Source organism: Flavobacterium sp. CLA17 (genome assembly GCF_013112255.2).
In the GTDB taxonomy this organism is placed as follows: domain Bacteria; phylum Bacteroidota; class Bacteroidia; order Flavobacteriales; family Flavobacteriaceae; genus Flavobacterium; species Flavobacterium circumlabens.
In genome coordinates, this window is the sequence record NZ_CP068294.1 from 1,772,580 (window position 1) to 1,788,302 (window position 15,723).

Genomic DNA, 15,723 nt, shown 5'->3' on the forward strand with positions numbered 1-15,723 from the left:
CTGCAACTACTTAGACTTTTTTCCCATTAGTTGTTCTTGCCACTTTTTTTGCTATCCCTTACTTTTATGTAATAAATGTACTACATTTGTCACTGATTCAAAATCAAATCAAAATAAAGTCTTATAAAATCTTTGTGATATTGAAAAAACAAAAAATGACTTTATAACAACTTTCGTGATATGCTAAAAAACAAAAATAAGTTTATCACAATTGTTGTAATATGACATAAATAGACAAGAAGTTTATCACAGGGATAAAATAGAAAATCAAATTAATGTGGGTGATGGAAAAAGAAAAAAAGATTGGCGAAGTATTAGGGATACAGCAAGAAGAAATGGCGGTGCTTTTGATCGTGCCGCTAAGTCAATGGGCAATGTATGCAACGGGACAACGTGGTCTGCCGAAAGAGGCTCATCAAAAACTAGCCGAAATGCTCGCTTTTTTACAACAACAGGATGAAGACGACGATACTATTACTGCTGCAAAAGGTCCGGGATCTAAAGCAATGAAGTTCTGTGAGGATGAGCTGATGAGGAACCAAAAGAAGCAAAATACTATAGCCACGCAACTCGAAAAGTGTAAGGCAAAATATACATCGGCTCGCAATGGTTTAAAGCTTGCCGGTTTTCTAACAGGAAAAATGCAGGAAAAATGGCAAGAGGAGCAATTGCTAATCATTAAAAACCGAACAGAAACCGCTATAGAAAAAAATAACCTGGAACTGCAGGCAGAATATGAATGTAAATTAAGGCTTCTGAAAGAACAGGAAGTATCGTTAAAAAGAGAACTGTCAGGCAACTAAAAACAGTTTACAGTTCACAATTTATATTTTACATTTCACAACAGACTTTCTACAACTCACATTTTTTTATGTATCTCTTAATTTTTTATTCATAATTATTATCTTTGAACTATGAGCACAGCAACAAAATCAAATCACATAGGGCGAAAAATCAGCCGTATTCGTGAACTTAAAGACATGAAGCAGGAAGCATTGGCGCAGGCTTTAGGAACCAATCAGCAGGCTGTTTCTATTATAGAAAACAGTGAGACGCTTGACGAAGAAAAGTTAATTGAAGTGGCAAAAGCTCTGGGCGTTACTGTAGAAGCAATAAAGAATTTTTCAGATGAAGGAGTGATTAATTATTTTAATAGTTTCAACGATAATAAAGGCAGCATATATGCTGGCGGACAACACTATTGCACCTTTAATCCTTTAGATAAAGTAATAGAACTTTACGAACGTTTAGTTCAGGCAGAGAAAGATAAAGTAGACTATTTAGAAAAGAATCAAAAGGATAAATAACCTTGACAAAAAAAGATATTATATGTAAAGAGACTTCTTGAATGAAGTCTCTTTTTTATTTAAAACATATGTACGTCTAGACAGAGACTTCTCCTGCATACTAACTCTTTACTAAACTCAGTAAATAATTTATTCTGTCTTTAAAATATTGGGCGTTTTTTTGGTAAAACATCCTTGCATCTGCTTTTATTCCGGGGCCTTTGGTCCACACAAATTTACCGGGATGTGTTTTCTGGAACTCTTTCATGATTTTGGCTAAATACCAATAGGAGGAGTCTTTCCATTTTACTTCTGCTTTGATGAATTCATCTGTTTGCGCTTTGGTATTGGTTTTATCCCTGATTTTAGAAACCGCATAATAAACTTCTTTCTCGTAATATTGCAGGGCATGATAGTATTCCATTCGGCAATCCAGTTCGTTATCACTATGTTCTTTAATGCATTTTACTAAATCCTTTTCCAGCAGCACCAGTGAGTCCTGATAACGGACATTAATTTCCTGTGCCAGACAAGAGGCTAGCGGAAAAATCAGAAGCAGCATCATTTTTAAATTCATAGAAATTTTTAAAATAGGGAAGTGGTTTTATTGAAAATACTCAATCTTTCTTTCTGCGATGGCAGTTGCTTCATTCTTGTTGCCCTCCAGATACATTTTACATTTGATCCAGTTTTTGTTACTGTCGTATTCGTATTCATAATACCGAAAAAGAGGCTGATTAATTTCATCATCAGTAACAAACTTGGTTTCTAGTATGTCTCTGTTCTCGTTATAGGTATATTCCACATTGTCAGACGGAAGATAGGATAACAACCGATTGGTTCTGTTTCGCTTTTTCACAGTTAAATTTTCAGGGTCATACGTATACGTTTCAGCTACGAAAATTTCTTTAGTATCGTCTAAACTCGTTTTGATAAGCTGGTTTTGGTCATTGTAATAATACCTTAAATTAGCCCTGCAAATATTAAAACGATTATCCAACAGGTACGATTCAAATTCGAGACCCGCATTGCCCCGTAAAAAAGTACATTTAACCAAATTGCCTTTGCTATCATAAATAAAGTTTTTTACATAACATAAATTATCCAGAACAGGTTTCTCCCCTTCATCATAAAGAGCAGCCATTTTTTCATCCATTTTTCTGGCTTTGTCTTTATACATTTTCTCTTCGGTTATTTTATTATGTTCAATTTTGTATGTATAATAAAAGTATTCTTTTTTACCAGTAATCTCAATGTCTTTTCCGGTTCTTTCTGTTTGTATGCCTCTTGAAATGTGTTGGTTCCTTTTTACGAAATTGTCGGCATCAAAAGAATTTAAAGGCTTAAGGAGTGCTAAATAGTTCTTTTTTTCTTCAGAATCATTGGGCTCATACTCATACAGAAAAACAACGGTAGGGATCATGACTTCCAGGCTTTTTTCATCCCGATGGTAGTTGGTTTTCCTTGTGACAAGGCCATCTGTATTAAATTGATACGCAATATCGTTTGCCACATCGTTTTCTAAAAACACCCTGAATTTTCTTTTATGATCCAAATCAGGTTTGATGTAGGAATATAGTGTATTTACGGATTTAACAGGGCCTTTTAAGTTTAACTCCGCCTTACTTTTTATTTGCATATTAGAAATATAGTTGCCCTGCGCACTCGCAGATAAATTGAAAATCAATAAGATCCCAACTAAGATTGTCTTTCTGAATTTATTTTTCATAATATAATATACTTCTTTTTACGCTGGCAGTCACTTCATTGTTTTTGGAGTCAAATCTTAGTTTGCAGGAAACCCAATTGTTATGAGCGTCAAATTCATATTCATAAAATATTTTTTTTGTAGTGACGGAATTATCGTAATCACTTTTTTTAAAATAATCAGACTCCATAACATCCCCCAACTTATTGTAAAACAGATTCACGGTTTTGAAATTTTCATATAAAGAAAAACCTAAGCCATTTTCTTCAAAGACATACTTTTCCGCAATATAATTTTCGGTTGGATGGTATTTGTATTTTTCTTCAAACATTGGTTCTCCTCCCTGCGATTTTGTAGTTCGGATTAACCTGTTTTTAGCATCATATTCATAATTCCAGATCTCGTAGGCGCCATCTTTATACGTATAATAAGATGGATCCTCTTCTTTAGAAAATAGTCTTTGCTGGATGAGATTGCCTTTTACATCATAAATGTACTTTGTAGTCTCATAAAGATCTTTTTCGTCGTATTTCGTAGTTATAGTATCCCTGTCTCCCAGCGGGAAATATTGTTTTTCAGCGGTAATATTGCCGTTTTTATCAAATAGATATTTATAGGATAATTGTACTGTTCCCGATAAAGCATTATTGACATAACATTGTGAAATATTCCAGGTAACCGTATTGGCTTTTAAAAGGTTATTTTTATAAGCAGGATAAGGAAGTTGTTTTTTAACCGTATACCCTGCCTTTATCTGAAGGTCTTTTTCATCATACTGAATAGTATCACCGGCTAATGCTTCATCTAATGACATCCCGTATGTATTGAAATGTAATACGTGATAAGCGTCTCGATATGAAAAGGCATCGCTATGTAAGGCTTGTCTTGCTTCCATATCAAGATCTTCCCTGTAGACAATTCTTGAATACCTGACAGATTTAACGGAGTCTTTTAAGTGGTATTGATACAAATCTTTATTGAGGGAACTACTTTTCGGGTTGTTGACCTGTGAATAAGATATAACCGTGAAAAGAACAAGAGATAAAGAGAGATTGATTTTTTTATACATTAAACTTTGTATTTGTCATGAAGGTGTGAGAAGAGTTTGCTGCAGTATTTTATTTTTATTGAAATTTAAGAAGCTAATATAGAACTATTTTATTTACAAAAAATAAAACGATTTCAGTTTTTAATTTGGTTAATCTACTATAGTTTACATCGAAAGCCATTCAAAAGACTGACTTTTTTGGTTTGTTTTTAATTGGTTTTTTACGGACAAAATTCCGATGGACGAATTATCCGATTTTAAATTGGGACGGCCGAAGGTTAAAATTATCCTGAATAAAAAGAACGATCCAGGATGTTTTTATATATTTGATTGTTTTTTTGTTTTTAGAATATTGAATTGCAGTTGTTTAGGTTGTTTTTAGCGCTATATTATTTTGCAACTGGTAATTGTATTCAATCCTTTTAATTCGAAAAATTCAATACAATCCTTTAATTTCAAACAAGATTTCTCAAACTAGAATAAAATGGAATCAGGTGCAGTCCTATTTTTGCAGTCAGTCAGGAAAATTTGTCCTGATATACCCGATTATGAGCTTTCTCGGTTTGAATCAAAATGTACTTTTGCAGCATTAAATAAGAAAGATTTTTTTCTTCAGTCCGGAAAGGTACAGACAGCAATTGGTTTTGTCGCAAGTGGACTTGTGCGTTCTTCTTTTATAGACAACGACGGAAATGAAATTACGGTCGGCTTCTATTCTGAAGGCGATTATGCGACACACTATCCTTCTTTTATAACCCAACAGCCCAGCAAATATTCGATTCAGTGTTTAGAGCCCACCACTATGGCTTGTATTTCTTATGAAAATTTGCAATGGATTTACGGGCAGTTGCCCGGTTTTGAAAGATACGGCCGATTAATTGCCGAAGAAATTCTAAAACGCCAGCAGACCCGTATTGAGAGCTTTATATTTCAAACGGCAGAAGAACGCTATATTGATTTTACAAAACACCATTCTGCTTTGTTTAACAGAATATCGATCTCCCATCTTTGCAGCTTTCTTGGAATCGAAAGACAAACACTTACCCGAATTCGTCAAAAACTAGCACACCAATAGTTTTTTGACACATTTGTGTCAGGAGTAGCTTTTGATTATTTAAAATCTTTGCAGTGTCAAATTAAATGAACTGCTATGAAAACGAATATCTTACTTATACTCGGACACCCTTCTGAAAATTCTTTTTGCAATGCATTGCTTGATGCTTACAGAAAAGGAGTAGAAACTACAGGAGCCAACTGCAAAACCATTTATATATCCAGACTGGATTTTAATGTAAATCTGTCTGACGGATATAAAACGGGAGAAACAGTATCACTTGAAAAAGATCTGATTCAGGCACAGGAGCTGATTTTGTGGGCCGATCATGTGGTCTTCTCTTATCCGAATTGGTGGGGATTTATGCCTGCCGTTACTAAAGGATTTATAGACAGGATTTTTCTGCCGGACTTCGCATTCAGACATCATTCCGGAAAAATCTTCCCGGAAAAACTTTTAAAAGGAAAAAGCTTAAGACTCCTTGTTACTATGGACACTCCAAAATGGTGGTTCTATCTGATCTACCGTGCCTCACAATACCAAATACTCAAAGATATCGTGTTCGGCTACGTGGGATTTGATCCTATCCGGTTTTCCACTTTTGGTTTTATGAGAAAATCAACAGAAAGCCTGCGCAATAAATGGCTGAAAAAAACAGAACAATTAGGAAAACAGCTTAAATAAAATAATGCAATTATTAAAAATCAAACATCATGAGACATTTAGCAAAAGAGCATACGAATGCTCACATCGAACCTAAAAAAGGTTTTAAAATTCACTTATTGGTATTTGTATTAACTATTCCTGCCCTTTGGCTGCTATGGTTTTTTACAGACAGAACATACCTATGGCCGTTCTGGCAGACTGCAGCCTGGGGAACCGGTTTATTATTTCATTATATGGGAGTCTTCATTTTTAAAAAGAAATTTCACCAATAAGCAAAAACCATGACCATAAAAACATCACTTTCGATTTTACGGATTGTACTGATTGTAACATCCTTATCGGTGGGAGGCAGCCCCTTTGCAGCAGCACAGAATTCCGGTAATGCTCCGGCAAAAGCTATTCCTGAAGCGTTTAAAAATCAAGAAATGGCTGCCCAAATTACCCGTTACGAAGTCAAAAAAGACGATCAGGAAAAATTTCAAAAGGCCCTGAAAGAGTATGTATCAGCTGCTCTTTCAAATGAGGAAAATATAATGGCAGAAGCGTATTTCGAAAAAGAAAATCAAGCGGTGATTTGGCTGTTTGAACGCTGGAACAATCAAAAAGAACTGGAGCAATTCAGGAAGAATTCAAAAGCAAAGGCGGTAACAATAGTAGCAAAAACAGCCTTAGCAAAACCTGAAAAAATAATCTATGTAAAAGATTTAGAACCCATTTCCAAAAAGGAATGGCGCAGAGCAAGCAAGGCAGAAGATAACCAGCTTACCATCATGCTTTTTGTAGAGGCAAAGGCTGGTACAGAAGAAAATTTCAGAAAGCTTTATCACATAGCCATGCCTCAGTTTAGAAGTGAACCCGGTGTTGTCACCTATCAATTATCACAAGCAGAAAAAGATGCCACGCAGTTTATAACCTTTGAAAAATTCAGAAGTAATGACGCGTTCCAGTATCATCTGAACTTTCCGCCCATTCAGCCAGTGCTGGATTACCTGAATACGAGTATAAAAAAACAGCCGTTTCAGGACGGAATTCACCATCTGATCGAATTTGCACCGCTCATTCGGGAATAACAGCAAAAATTAAATTTTAAACACAATTACTATAATCTTTAAATCTGAAAACAATGAAAACAATGAAACAAATTATCGCAGCAGGGGTATTAAGTGTACTTACTGTATTGCAAGTAGAAGGTCAAACCATAATAAAAACTAAAGAAATGAATGTAAATTATGCTAACGAGTTAGAAATAGTAAACAAATTGTCTACTCAGTCTGCGGTTGTCAACATGCCCGTATCAAAATTGTTGGATGCGCCGGGAAATGAAGCTTTGAAAGCTTTCTTCTTTACACCTGTAAAAAATAAATCAGCGCTAAAAGGGAAAAAAATCGCCGTTATGGTAGCAGATGGTTTTGAGGAAATTGAATTGACAGGACCCGTTTGGTACTTTAAGGAATTGGGAGCAGAAGTAGAGATCATTGCGCCTAAATACAATCCGGCTCCGGAAAGATACGGACTGGTATATCCGGAGATGTCTAAAACACATATAATGGCTATTCAATACTTACAACCGGTTGGCTGGATAAAATTCGACCATACGGCTGATCAGATCAAAGTAAGTGATTATGACGCTGTATTTATTCCGGGTGGAGCCTGGAATCCGGACAATCTTCGATACGATAAAGATGTCATAAAATTTGTTCAGGATTTCAACAAGGCCGGAAAATTAATAGCCGCTATTTGTCACGCTCCTGTTGTATTGGCATCGGCTGATATTTTGAAAGGAAGAAAGCTAACAGGCTACTGGAACATTCAGGTAGATTTGAAAAATGCCGGTGCAACTGTAGTTGATGAACCTGTTGTTACCGATGCAAACATCATAACCAGCAGACATCCGATTGATGTAGCCGATTTTTCAAAAGCGGTCGAAAACTGGTTAGTTAAAAAGTAATGCCTAAAGATGATTGGATAGTGGGGAAAGAAGATCTTCTTCACTATCAAAATCATCAAAAAGCAAAAATACATTTAAAGCGAAATGATTATGAAAACAGATATTTTTAAACCCGCAGAGATTGGTTTTTTACAAGTAAAGAATCGCATTGCCATGGCTCCAATGACGAGAGCAAGAAATGCAGCTGGTATTCCGGACGAAAATAATGCCATTTACTACGCACAGCGTTCAGGTGCCGGTTTAATTATTACCGAAGGAACTGCCATATCCGAAACAGCAAAAGGAGTACTTTATATTCCCGGCTTATATACCGCAGCGCAAGTTGAAGGCTGGAAGAGCGTAACGCAGGCAGTTCACGAAAAAGGCAGCACCATATTTTCGCAATTGTGGCATGTAGGCAGGGTGTCGCATACTTCAAATCAGCCAGGAGGAATTGCTCCTGTAGGCCCATCAGCTATTCAGGCGCAAAATACTTTGGCCTGGGGGTATGACGAACATGGCATTGAAGGTTTTGTACCGGCATCAAAACCTAAAGCCCTTTCCTCAGGTGAAGTGAAAGGTGTTGTCAATGATTTTGTCAAAGCCGCTGAAAATGCTGTGGCAGCAGGTTTTGATGGTGTAGAGATACATGGGGCTAACGGTTATCTGATTGAACAATTTTTAAATCCTTTTGTAAACAACCGTACCGACGAATATGGTGGGAGTATTGAAAACCGTTCCAGGTTCTTATTGGAAATTATTGATGCTGCAATAGCGGCAATTGGAAATAAAAAAGTAGGTATCAGGCTAACACCCTACGGCGGTTTGGGAGACTTGCCACATTACGATGAAATAGAAGCAACTTATAAATATCTGGCGCAGGAATTAAAGAAAAGAAATATAGTGTACATTCATTTAATGGACCAGCAATCAAAAGGGAGTCATGCTTTGCCGGATGGGTTTACCGAACATTTCCGTTCCTGGTATGATGGCATAATTATTCTTGCCGGAAGTATGGACAGGGAAAAATCAGAGCAGTTGATCAATGCCGGAATAATTGATATTGCCTGCTTTGGAGAACCCTTTATTTCAAATCCGGATTTGGTGGAACGTTTGCAAAACAACTGGGAATTAACAAAACCAAATCGCGACTTACATTACGGATTGGGAAATCATGGATATACAGATTGGGAAACGTACAGACAGCCCGTAACAATTTAATTGGTTTGAAATTATCGCTTTAAAGTCTGATTGTATTTTAAATGAAGAGGTATCTTTGAATAGTGCCGTGATAAGTTTTTAGACTTAACATTCTGTTTTTATCTTCTTAAGCAATGTATTAAAAAAAGGGAAAAATACAAATGCAATGAGCTGAATCGTGATTTTGTCATTTCAGAGGCTATGAAAGAGGTATTGCCTGAAACTATACCGGTCACCTATACGCATCAGGGAGAAATATTTTTAAAAGTCAAAGCCCATCCGGTGAAATTATACACAGTTGATTTTTAATTCTTAAATTCCGTATATTTTAGTAGAAATTATTATTTATAAAGTACGATTATGAAAGCACTCGTTATTGGAGCAACAGGCGCAACCGGAGAATTGCTGGTTGACGAACTTCTGGCTGACCAGAATTATACAACGGTTACCATTTTTGTAAGAAGGCCAACAGGAAAACAAAATCCGAAACTCGTAGAACATATTATTAACTTTTCCAGTCCGGAAACATATAAGGATCTGATTGTTGGAGATGTTCTCTTCTCTTGTTTGGGAACAACGCTAAAGGCCGCTGGTACAAAAGAAAACCAATGGAAGATAGATTTTGAAATTCCGGCAGCTTTTGCCACATTCGCTAAAGAAAATGGAGTTTCTTCTATTGTACTGTTATCTGCTTTCGGAGCTTCTTCGGAAAGCAAGGTTTTCTATTCACAGATAAAGGGGAAACTCGAGGATAAAATTACCCGGCTTGATTTTGAGCAGTACATTATATTCAGACCGGGGCTGTTACTGAGAGCAGGTTCAGATCGATTTGGCGAAAAGATAATGGGGTGTATACTAAAAGGTGTAAATGCGATAGGCTTGTTTCGAAAATTCAGGCCAATGCCAACGGCTCTTCTGGCAGAGAAATTAGTAAAAGCACCAAAAGTATTTCCTTCTGGTACTACTATTATTGAACTTGACGCAATTTTCAGATTGCCGGATTAGTTTTAATGGATGTATAAAATCAAGCCTGTGGTTTTTGGGTTAACTCTTGTATTTATTGAGTTAATAGTTGTCGTTGAAATGGCTTAGATTAGTGCTAAAAATTTAAATAACGCCAATTTACACCCTAAAGAATGTATTTAAAATACCTATTGATTTGCTTCGCTTTGTTTTCAATCACTGCAAATTCACAACTAGTAGAGCCTAAAAAAAATTTCCGCGCCGCAGACTCGCTTCTAAAGGAACCTAGTTTCTCTGTTCACAAAGACAATTATTTTTTAACAGGAGTACCCATTAATACAGATATTACCCGCGATAATGCCGATGTAAAATACCAGGTCAGTTTTAAGTTACGATTGAACTCAAAGCCATTATGGGGCGGTTTTTTCCCGTATTTAATGTACACCCAAAAAGCTTTTTGGGATATTTATGCAAGCTCAAAACCCTTTTCGGAAATTAATTTTAATCCAGGCGCGGCCCTTGTTCGTCCGTTTTATTTAAAAGGCGGAAGGCTGACGTATGGATCAGTCTCTTTCGAACACGAATCAAACGGTCGGGATTCTATTTATTCCAGAACCTGGAACATGCTTGCCTTCTCTTTAAAATCACAAATTTCGCCACGATGGGTTGTCGGATTGAGAGGATGGATTCCGCTCGTTGATAAGGACGATAATCCGGAGCTTACCAAATATGTGGGCTATGGCGAAGCGAGCGCCACTTATCAGATTCAGCCGGGACGATGGAGCGCAGATATTCTTTTCAGGAAGGGAAGTGGTCTTATTAATTATGGATCCTTGCAGACACAGGTAAACTGGAGACCTTATAAAAACGAAAATTATTATCTCACACTGCAGTGGTTTGTAGGATATACAGAAAGTTTGATTGATTATCAGGAACATAAAAGCATGGTACGTCTGGGATTTACGATTAAACCTGAAAATATGGGAATTTTTTAATCTACTTTAATTTTCAGCACATGATTTATAAAAACCACTCCAAATTTGGAGTGGTTTTTTATTTCGCCTCAGTTTACTGCTAATTAAGTTTATTAAAATATTCGTTATGAAACCTGATTCCTTCCTTGTACTGTTCCGGTGACATTCCGTATAGCGGTTTACTAATATCAATGTAAATCTCCTTTGTATGAAAGCCTTCCGGACTTTTTTTTACTGAAGAGAACTGCAATTGGTGTAATTCTGTTTTTACAGGAGAATTCGATGTTTCTAAATTTTTGGTTGACATATTCGGTTCTTTAGTTAGTGTAAAACTCTCAGACATCTTTTTGTGAGGTCAAAAGTTTTATTTTTTCAACAGCTATTTTATTTTCATTGGCTACCTCGACTAATGCAAGCAGAATATCGTTCCTGAAAATTATTTTATTTCTTACATTTCTGATAATAGTTTTACTCGGTGGTTCCTGTCCTTTTCGACTAAAATATTGAATAGTTGGTTCAACATAGGTATACGGCAAATGCTCATCTATAAAATTATAGGCTTGTTCATTGTGCGAATACATTTCATCATCCTTATTATTTTTTACTAATTTTGACATATATTTGATATTTATTACTTAATCTTGCATTAGAATGTAAATGTAAGAAAAATAATATACAAAACATATGTTTTGCCTAAAAAAATGTACGAATTGTTTTATTTTATAATAAATAAGGAAAAAAGATGTATAATGAAAAATTGGCAAGATTCTTTAAAGCGAAGGGTCTTAAGCAAAAAGAGGTAGGATTGATTATGGGTTTTAGTGAAGCTATGGTTGGAAGATATCTAAACAGAACTGCTAAGATGAGCCCTGAATTTTTAATGAGTTTAAGCAGGAATTTTCCGGAAGTAGATCTGAACGATCTTTTTGCTTCTGAAAATGAAGATCCAAATGCAATTCATGAACCTAAGGAAAAATATCAGACTACGGTTCTTACAGATATAGGAGAAATTGAAGTAAGGCTTAAAATGATAAAAGAAAAATTATCCAAAAAGAAAGACTGAAAATAGAAAACCTGCTGACATTTTGTTTTGCAGGTTTTTTTATTCAATTTTCAATATAAATTTTTCCTTCCATTGTAATTACTGAGGAACCGCCTACTAATATTCCGTCGTCTGTTACCGCTATTTCTATTAAGGAGGGCTGATTTAATTTTACACCTTGTAATATTTGATAGTTGCTGTCTTTTTGTATGATTTTTTTATACCATAATAAACCTGCCAAAGGACCGGCTGCGGTTCCTGTTGCAGCATCCTCATCAATGCCTATTAACGGATTAAAAAAACGGGACTGAACAATAGTGCCATTTTCCTCGCCAGTGAGCGCAAAACAATAAAATCCTTCAAAATTGTATTGTTTAGACAGTGCTATGAGTAATTTGTTGTCTGGTTTGATTGTATTTAGAATTTCAATATTCTGTATGGGCACCATTACATGTGCGACTTCTGTTTTTACGATAACAGGATCAAAATTGAGAATATTGAGGTCTTTTACCGAAAGTCCTAATGCTAATGCTATTTTTTCTGCCGGAATTGAATCTCCAATTAGTGCCGGTTTCTGGAGCATTTTGACAACAGCTAAGTTATTTTTCTCTTTAAAATTTATATAAATAGGGATCGATACCGCTTTCATCATTACCTGTTGCACTGAATTTAGGCTGGTAAAAAAAGTTGTATCCTTTAGCAAGGCTGCACATACGGCCCCCAATAAATTATGTCCCGCTCCGTCTACCTCAAATCCAATTGGGGTAAAAGACCGGACATGTAATAATTGTTTTTGTTGTGAATATTCTACAAAAGAAGTTTCAGAATACCCAAATTCCCTTGCGATATTTTCGTAATCAGATAATTTTAATTCCTCTTTGGTAAATACTACTGCCAACGGATTTCCCTTGTAGCTTTTATCGGTGAATACATCTAATACGAAATAGTCTAATGCTTTTTTCATGATCTGTTATTAAAAATACTAAATGTATATTACTATTACCTATTGCCTGATAAAACCGGACAAGATTGCTTTATTTTGAATTGCGTTTCAGAATTGGAAAACAGAATTCTTCCGACGGGCACAAACAAATTTAAAAAATTATAGTTTTTTATGGATTAAAAATTAATAGTCGATTAATTTTTTTAAATCTATTTTTTAGTAACAAATAGTATTTTTTTGCTCCCATAATCTACTGTGATAAGTGCATATTCACTCTCTCCTTCACCAGTAAGAATGACTTCCTTTTTTAGAATTTGACTCATATCATTCATAAATCCAATAATGGTCTTTAAATCAATATTTGAGTTTATTTCTTTGGGATCAATATCAAATTCTATTTCTTCATCAGAAAAAAAATGAAGGTTTATCATTATCTTATCGATGAAAATGGATGCTGATTTTGTTTCCATCTCTGCAGTTTCATCACTAAAATATTGAAGAATGTACTCTTTATCTATTTTATTTATGCTGTTTTTCTCAATGCTGGGACCGTACCTTATATTATAGTTTTGATTGAGATGATCTATTAATACAATCCAGTCTTCAGCCCTTACATTTTTAATATAAATGTCTCTTAATGAGCCTTCAGGTTCAAAAATCCAATTAACGTCGCTCCAGTTTAAATTCATTTCTTAGTTTTTACTCCTTTTATCAATAACCATCCCACCATTGCAAATTCTGCGGTTGCAGACGTTATCCCGACTAAGATACCGGTTTTGGAATGATATTCCGGAAACAAAATAAAAGTTGCGGTATCAATCAGATAACACAAACCTCCAAGAATTAAAAGAACTCCCAGGATTTTTGGGATAAATCCGGACTGATACGATAATTGCCCAAAAGGAATAAGCCAGAGTCCCCAGAAAATTCCAATGATGACGTTTCCGTTTCCATACATTTTCAGGCTTAGCATGGCCAAAGAATTTTGCTGAATAGAAGAGAAGCTGGTCATAAAATCTTCTTTCAGAATGAGCAGGATATAATATTGATTAAAAATAATGAAAAATGCAATTGGAACACCCACAATAACTAATGCCACCAAAGTCCGGGCTAAATGTGCATTGACATTTTTAAATAAATTGTATAAGGTCAATGCCAGAAATACAAATACGGTCTGGCAGATCAGACTGCTCAAAATCCCAAATCGGAACAGTAATTCGTGGTCCAGAATATTTTTTGCGGTCAAATTAATGTCATCGCCCACAAATAATTGTGTTGGAACATACATGATTCCAAATACGCCGGTAATTGCAATTATCAAATACAATATTCCTGCTATTCTTGCTGTCTTTTTTTCTGAACTCATATTTTCTGTAAATTAGTAATTGTAAGACGGTTATAAGTTGTCTTTGTTACAGTTCAAATTGAATTTTGCGGAGATTTTACCGGAATTAGTACTAAAAATAAGACCTCTGTTCCAGCCCTGACAGGAGCGGCATCCTTTTGTTTTTTTCTTTAAAAAGCAAAAGATACAGCGGATAGCGGGAATACAGGTCTTCTGAAAATGAATTTTGTGCTGTCCTAAAACAAATAATACATAGTGTCCTTTTTTATTGGTTTTTCTTTTTAGTATTTATGTTTCAATCCACTTTAGATTAATTTCATTAAATTCGTAAATACTTTAAAAAAAAAGCTTCATGACTTCAGCTATCACAAAACTATTCTTTGCCGGCATTTTTTTATTGGCTTTTTCGGTCAATGCCCAAAATGAAACTTATACCCGCGATTCTGTTGTTGCCGATACAACTTTTGTCAACTTAAAAGACTACAGTACTGATTTTGTTTACGATATGAAATATGCGACAGCAGATAATTTTCTGAAAGCCAAAGTGTACGATTGTGCAGAATGTATGTTGCGGTACAAAACAGTTAAGGCATTGATAGCCGCCAACAAGGAATTTATGAAAAATGGCTGTAAAATAAAGCTTTTTGATTGTTACAGGCCTTTGTCTATTCAGGAGAAAATGTGGGAGATTGTCCCGAATCCGGAGTACGTGGCGGACCCAAAAAAAGGCTCGATCCATAACAGAGGAGGAGCCGTAGATATTTCGTTAGTAAATGCTGAAGGAACAGAACTTGAAATGGGAACTACCTTCGATTTTTTCGGGGTTGAGGCCAGCCATAATTTTAAAAAACTTCCGTTGCCGGTGAGGGCCAACCGAAAATACCTTAAAAGCGTAATGATACAAAGCGGTTTCAATTCCTTTGATTCGGAATGGTGGCATTATAATCTAAAAACAGGTCTCAAAGATCCTGTTTCAAATCAAAAATGGAAATGCGAATAATTATTCGACGCATCTTATGTTTTCCATGAAATACGTATTCGGATGCGATACTTTACCATTTAGCTCAGAGGTTAATTCTCTTTTCACAATATAATCTTCTGTATCTGTCAGGTACTTAATTCGCATAATTGAGATGGGAGATTTTTTAAGCTCTTCGTAATTGTCTTTCATAAACATAAAAATCCCTGTATTAACACGGTTGCTAAAACCTTTTTCATCCTGAATAAGCGTACCGCAGGTCTCCTGGTTGATGTGCATTAGTGTTACTATTTTTCCATTTTCCAGCTGAAGGAATATTTTTGAATTTTTGTCAAAACAATTCGCTTTTATAAAATCTTTGCTTTTCTGGATAAGCTGTAAATTTAAGGTAGGTAAGCCGTCTGTCTGTGCCAGCGAAAAGAAAACATAACTGAAGCTGCCTCCAAAGTATTTTTCGCTCATCAGGTATTCATTTGTTATTTTATAAGTACCAATAGAGTCGTTTACGTTTACACTATATTCACAAGGTTTTTGGGCAAATGCAGTCAGGGTTAAAAGAAAAAAAGTTAAAGTAATTAGTTGTTTCAT

General features: G+C 35.5%; 21 protein-coding genes. 12 read left to right on the plus strand and 9 right to left on the minus strand.

Annotation, left to right across the window (positions count from 1 at the left end; translation table 11 throughout):
* Positions 1 to 284 precede the first annotated feature (284 nt).
* Together HAV12_RS07785 and HAV12_RS07790 are read left to right on the plus strand one after the other, a co-directional pair.
* Entirely contained in the window at positions 285 to 803 is a 519-nt protein-coding gene (locus HAV12_RS07785; RefSeq protein ID WP_171569149.1) for a hypothetical protein, read from the plus strand.
* Positions 804 to 914: 111 nt separating this feature from the next.
* Complete coding sequence (locus HAV12_RS07790; RefSeq protein ID WP_171569150.1) at positions 915 to 1,307, plus strand: helix-turn-helix domain-containing protein; 393 nt, start codon at positions 915 to 917, stop codon at positions 1,305 to 1,307.
* Positions 1,308 to 1,407: 100 nt separating this feature from the next.
* On the opposite strand, the gene HAV12_RS07795 is transcribed toward HAV12_RS07790, so the two are convergent.
* Genes HAV12_RS07795 through HAV12_RS07805 form a run of 3 tightly spaced genes read right to left on the minus strand, consistent with a single transcriptional unit; the run spans position 1,408 to position 4,063 of the window.
* Positions 1,408 to 1,863 (minus strand): hypothetical protein, encoded by a 456-nt coding sequence (locus tag HAV12_RS07795; RefSeq protein ID WP_171569151.1) that lies wholly within the window; start codon positions 1,861 to 1,863, stop codon positions 1,408 to 1,410.
* 27 nt (positions 1,864 to 1,890) lie between these two features.
* Positions 1,891 to 3,015 carry a hypothetical protein gene (locus HAV12_RS07800; RefSeq protein ID WP_171569152.1) on the minus strand — a complete coding sequence of 375 codons (1,125 nt, stop codon included), beginning with the start codon at positions 3,013 to 3,015 and terminating at the stop codon, positions 1,891 to 1,893.
* Entirely contained in the window at positions 3,005 to 4,063 is a 1,059-nt protein-coding gene (locus HAV12_RS07805) for a hypothetical protein (protein WP_205423355.1), read from the minus strand. The genes HAV12_RS07800 and HAV12_RS07805 overlap by 11 nt, the downstream gene beginning before the upstream one ends.
* Positions 4,064 to 4,526: 463 nt before the next feature.
* Here HAV12_RS07805 and HAV12_RS07810 point away from each other — a divergent pair, with 463 nt between their 5' ends.
* The 8 genes from HAV12_RS07810 to HAV12_RS07845 all read left to right on the plus strand — a co-directional run bounded on the left by HAV12_RS07810 (position 4,527) and on the right by HAV12_RS07845 (position 10,847).
* On the plus strand, positions 4,527 to 5,117 hold the full coding sequence (locus HAV12_RS07810; RefSeq protein WP_171569154.1) for a Crp/Fnr family transcriptional regulator: 591 nt from the start codon (positions 4,527 to 4,529) through the stop codon (positions 5,115 to 5,117).
* Between the two features lie 75 nt (positions 5,118 to 5,192).
* Positions 5,193 to 5,780 carry an NAD(P)H-dependent oxidoreductase gene (locus HAV12_RS07815; protein ID WP_171569155.1) on the plus strand — a complete coding sequence of 196 codons (588 nt, stop codon included), beginning with the start codon at positions 5,193 to 5,195 and terminating at the stop codon, positions 5,778 to 5,780.
* A gap of 29 nt (positions 5,781 to 5,809) precedes the next feature.
* Positions 5,810 to 6,034, plus strand: coding sequence for a 2TM domain-containing protein (locus tag HAV12_RS07820; RefSeq protein ID WP_171569156.1), 225 nt, complete (start codon positions 5,810 to 5,812; stop codon positions 6,032 to 6,034).
* Between the two features lie 9 nt (positions 6,035 to 6,043).
* Positions 6,044 to 6,832, plus strand: a complete 789-nt coding sequence (locus HAV12_RS07825; RefSeq protein WP_171569157.1) for an antibiotic biosynthesis monooxygenase — start codon at positions 6,044 to 6,046, stop codon at positions 6,830 to 6,832.
* Between the two features lie 53 nt (positions 6,833 to 6,885).
* The gene (locus HAV12_RS07830) at positions 6,886 to 7,710 is read left to right on the plus strand and encodes a DJ-1/PfpI/YhbO family deglycase/protease (RefSeq protein WP_171569158.1); all 825 of its coding nucleotides are present in this window, start codon (positions 6,886 to 6,888) and stop codon (positions 7,708 to 7,710) included.
* 90 nt (positions 7,711 to 7,800) lie between these two features.
* Entirely contained in the window at positions 7,801 to 8,910 is a 1,110-nt protein-coding gene (locus HAV12_RS07835; RefSeq protein ID WP_171569159.1) for an alkene reductase, read from the plus strand.
* A 339-nt stretch (positions 8,911 to 9,249) separates the two neighbouring features.
* Entirely contained in the window at positions 9,250 to 9,894 is a 645-nt protein-coding gene (locus HAV12_RS07840; RefSeq protein ID WP_171569160.1) for an NAD(P)H-binding protein, read from the plus strand.
* A gap of 131 nt (positions 9,895 to 10,025) precedes the next feature.
* Positions 10,026 to 10,847 carry a phospholipase A gene (locus HAV12_RS07845; RefSeq protein WP_171569161.1) on the plus strand — a complete coding sequence of 274 codons (822 nt, stop codon included), beginning with the start codon at positions 10,026 to 10,028 and terminating at the stop codon, positions 10,845 to 10,847.
* Between the two features lie 79 nt (positions 10,848 to 10,926).
* Here HAV12_RS07845 and HAV12_RS07850 read toward each other — a convergent pair whose 3' ends face one another.
* Both HAV12_RS07850 and HAV12_RS07855 read right to left on the minus strand, forming a co-directional pair.
* On the minus strand, positions 10,927 to 11,133 hold the full coding sequence (locus HAV12_RS07850) for a hypothetical protein (protein WP_171569162.1): 207 nt from the start codon (positions 11,131 to 11,133) through the stop codon (positions 10,927 to 10,929).
* Positions 11,134 to 11,161: 28 nt separating this feature from the next.
* Positions 11,162 to 11,443: a hypothetical protein gene (locus HAV12_RS07855; protein ID WP_171569163.1), complete on the minus strand. Its 282-nt coding sequence runs from the start codon at positions 11,441 to 11,443 to the stop codon at positions 11,162 to 11,164.
* A gap of 125 nt (positions 11,444 to 11,568) precedes the next feature.
* Here HAV12_RS07855 and HAV12_RS07860 point away from each other — a divergent pair, with 125 nt between their 5' ends.
* Positions 11,569 to 11,889 carry a helix-turn-helix domain-containing protein gene (locus HAV12_RS07860; RefSeq protein WP_132035157.1) on the plus strand — a complete coding sequence of 107 codons (321 nt, stop codon included), beginning with the start codon at positions 11,569 to 11,571 and terminating at the stop codon, positions 11,887 to 11,889.
* Positions 11,890 to 11,932: 43 nt separating this feature from the next.
* On the opposite strand, the gene HAV12_RS07865 is transcribed toward HAV12_RS07860, so the two are convergent.
* The 3 genes from HAV12_RS07865 to HAV12_RS07875 form a co-directional block, all read right to left on the minus strand.
* Positions 11,933 to 12,832: a PhzF family phenazine biosynthesis protein gene (locus HAV12_RS07865; RefSeq protein ID WP_171569164.1), complete on the minus strand. Its 900-nt coding sequence runs from the start codon at positions 12,830 to 12,832 to the stop codon at positions 11,933 to 11,935.
* Between the two features lie 188 nt (positions 12,833 to 13,020).
* Positions 13,021 to 13,500: a hypothetical protein gene (locus tag HAV12_RS07870; RefSeq protein WP_171569165.1), complete on the minus strand. Its 480-nt coding sequence runs from the start codon at positions 13,498 to 13,500 to the stop codon at positions 13,021 to 13,023.
* Positions 13,497 to 14,177, minus strand: coding sequence for a DUF4386 domain-containing protein (locus tag HAV12_RS07875; protein WP_171569166.1), 681 nt, complete (start codon positions 14,175 to 14,177; stop codon positions 13,497 to 13,499). The genes HAV12_RS07870 and HAV12_RS07875 overlap by 4 nt, the downstream gene beginning before the upstream one ends.
* Positions 14,178 to 14,508: 331 nt before the next feature.
* Between HAV12_RS07875 and HAV12_RS07880 the strand changes: the two genes are divergently transcribed.
* Positions 14,509 to 15,156 carry a M15 family metallopeptidase gene (locus tag HAV12_RS07880; protein ID WP_171569167.1) on the plus strand — a complete coding sequence of 216 codons (648 nt, stop codon included), beginning with the start codon at positions 14,509 to 14,511 and terminating at the stop codon, positions 15,154 to 15,156.
* Here the strand turns inward: HAV12_RS07880 and HAV12_RS07885 are convergent, their stop codons facing one another.
* Positions 15,157 to 15,723, minus strand: a complete 567-nt coding sequence (locus HAV12_RS07885) for a hypothetical protein (protein ID WP_171569168.1) — start codon at positions 15,721 to 15,723, stop codon at positions 15,157 to 15,159.

Bases quoted from the DNA above. Each gene is read 5' to 3' on its own strand.
- HAV12_RS07785 (WP_171569149.1), top strand. From the start codon at position 285: ATGGAAAAAGAAAAAAAGATTGGCGAAGTATTAGGGATACAGCAAGAA.
- HAV12_RS07790 (WP_171569150.1), top strand. From the start codon at position 915: ATGAGCACAGCAACAAAATCAAATCACATAGGGCGAAAAATCAGCCGT.
- HAV12_RS07795 (WP_171569151.1), bottom strand. From the start codon at position 1,863: ATGAATTTAAAAATGATGCTGCTTCTGATTTTTCCGCTAGCCTCTTGT.
- HAV12_RS07800 (WP_171569152.1), bottom strand. From the start codon at position 3,015: ATGAAAAATAAATTCAGAAAGACAATCTTAGTTGGGATCTTATTGATT.
- HAV12_RS07805 (WP_205423355.1), bottom strand. From the start codon at position 4,063: ATGTATAAAAAAATCAATCTCTCTTTATCTCTTGTTCTTTTCACGGTT.
- HAV12_RS07810 (WP_171569154.1), top strand. From the start codon at position 4,527: ATGGAATCAGGTGCAGTCCTATTTTTGCAGTCAGTCAGGAAAATTTGT.
- HAV12_RS07815 (WP_171569155.1), top strand. From the start codon at position 5,193: ATGAAAACGAATATCTTACTTATACTCGGACACCCTTCTGAAAATTCT.
- HAV12_RS07820 (WP_171569156.1), top strand. From the start codon at position 5,810: ATGAGACATTTAGCAAAAGAGCATACGAATGCTCACATCGAACCTAAA.
- HAV12_RS07825 (WP_171569157.1), top strand. From the start codon at position 6,044: ATGACCATAAAAACATCACTTTCGATTTTACGGATTGTACTGATTGTA.
- HAV12_RS07830 (WP_171569158.1), top strand. From the start codon at position 6,886: ATGAAAACAATGAAACAAATTATCGCAGCAGGGGTATTAAGTGTACTT.
- HAV12_RS07835 (WP_171569159.1), top strand. From the start codon at position 7,801: ATGAAAACAGATATTTTTAAACCCGCAGAGATTGGTTTTTTACAAGTA.
- HAV12_RS07840 (WP_171569160.1), top strand. From the start codon at position 9,250: ATGAAAGCACTCGTTATTGGAGCAACAGGCGCAACCGGAGAATTGCTG.
- HAV12_RS07845 (WP_171569161.1), top strand. From the start codon at position 10,026: ATGTATTTAAAATACCTATTGATTTGCTTCGCTTTGTTTTCAATCACT.
- HAV12_RS07850 (WP_171569162.1), bottom strand. From the start codon at position 11,133: ATGTCAACCAAAAATTTAGAAACATCGAATTCTCCTGTAAAAACAGAA.
- HAV12_RS07855 (WP_171569163.1), bottom strand. From the start codon at position 11,443: ATGTCAAAATTAGTAAAAAATAATAAGGATGATGAAATGTATTCGCAC.
- HAV12_RS07860 (WP_132035157.1), top strand. From the start codon at position 11,569: ATGTATAATGAAAAATTGGCAAGATTCTTTAAAGCGAAGGGTCTTAAG.
- HAV12_RS07865 (WP_171569164.1), bottom strand. From the start codon at position 12,832: ATGAAAAAAGCATTAGACTATTTCGTATTAGATGTATTCACCGATAAA.
- HAV12_RS07870 (WP_171569165.1), bottom strand. From the start codon at position 13,500: ATGAATTTAAACTGGAGCGACGTTAATTGGATTTTTGAACCTGAAGGC.
- HAV12_RS07875 (WP_171569166.1), bottom strand. From the start codon at position 14,177: ATGAGTTCAGAAAAAAAGACAGCAAGAATAGCAGGAATATTGTATTTG.
- HAV12_RS07880 (WP_171569167.1), top strand. From the start codon at position 14,509: ATGACTTCAGCTATCACAAAACTATTCTTTGCCGGCATTTTTTTATTG.
- HAV12_RS07885 (WP_171569168.1), bottom strand. From the start codon at position 15,723: ATGAAACAACTAATTACTTTAACTTTTTTTCTTTTAACCCTGACTGCA.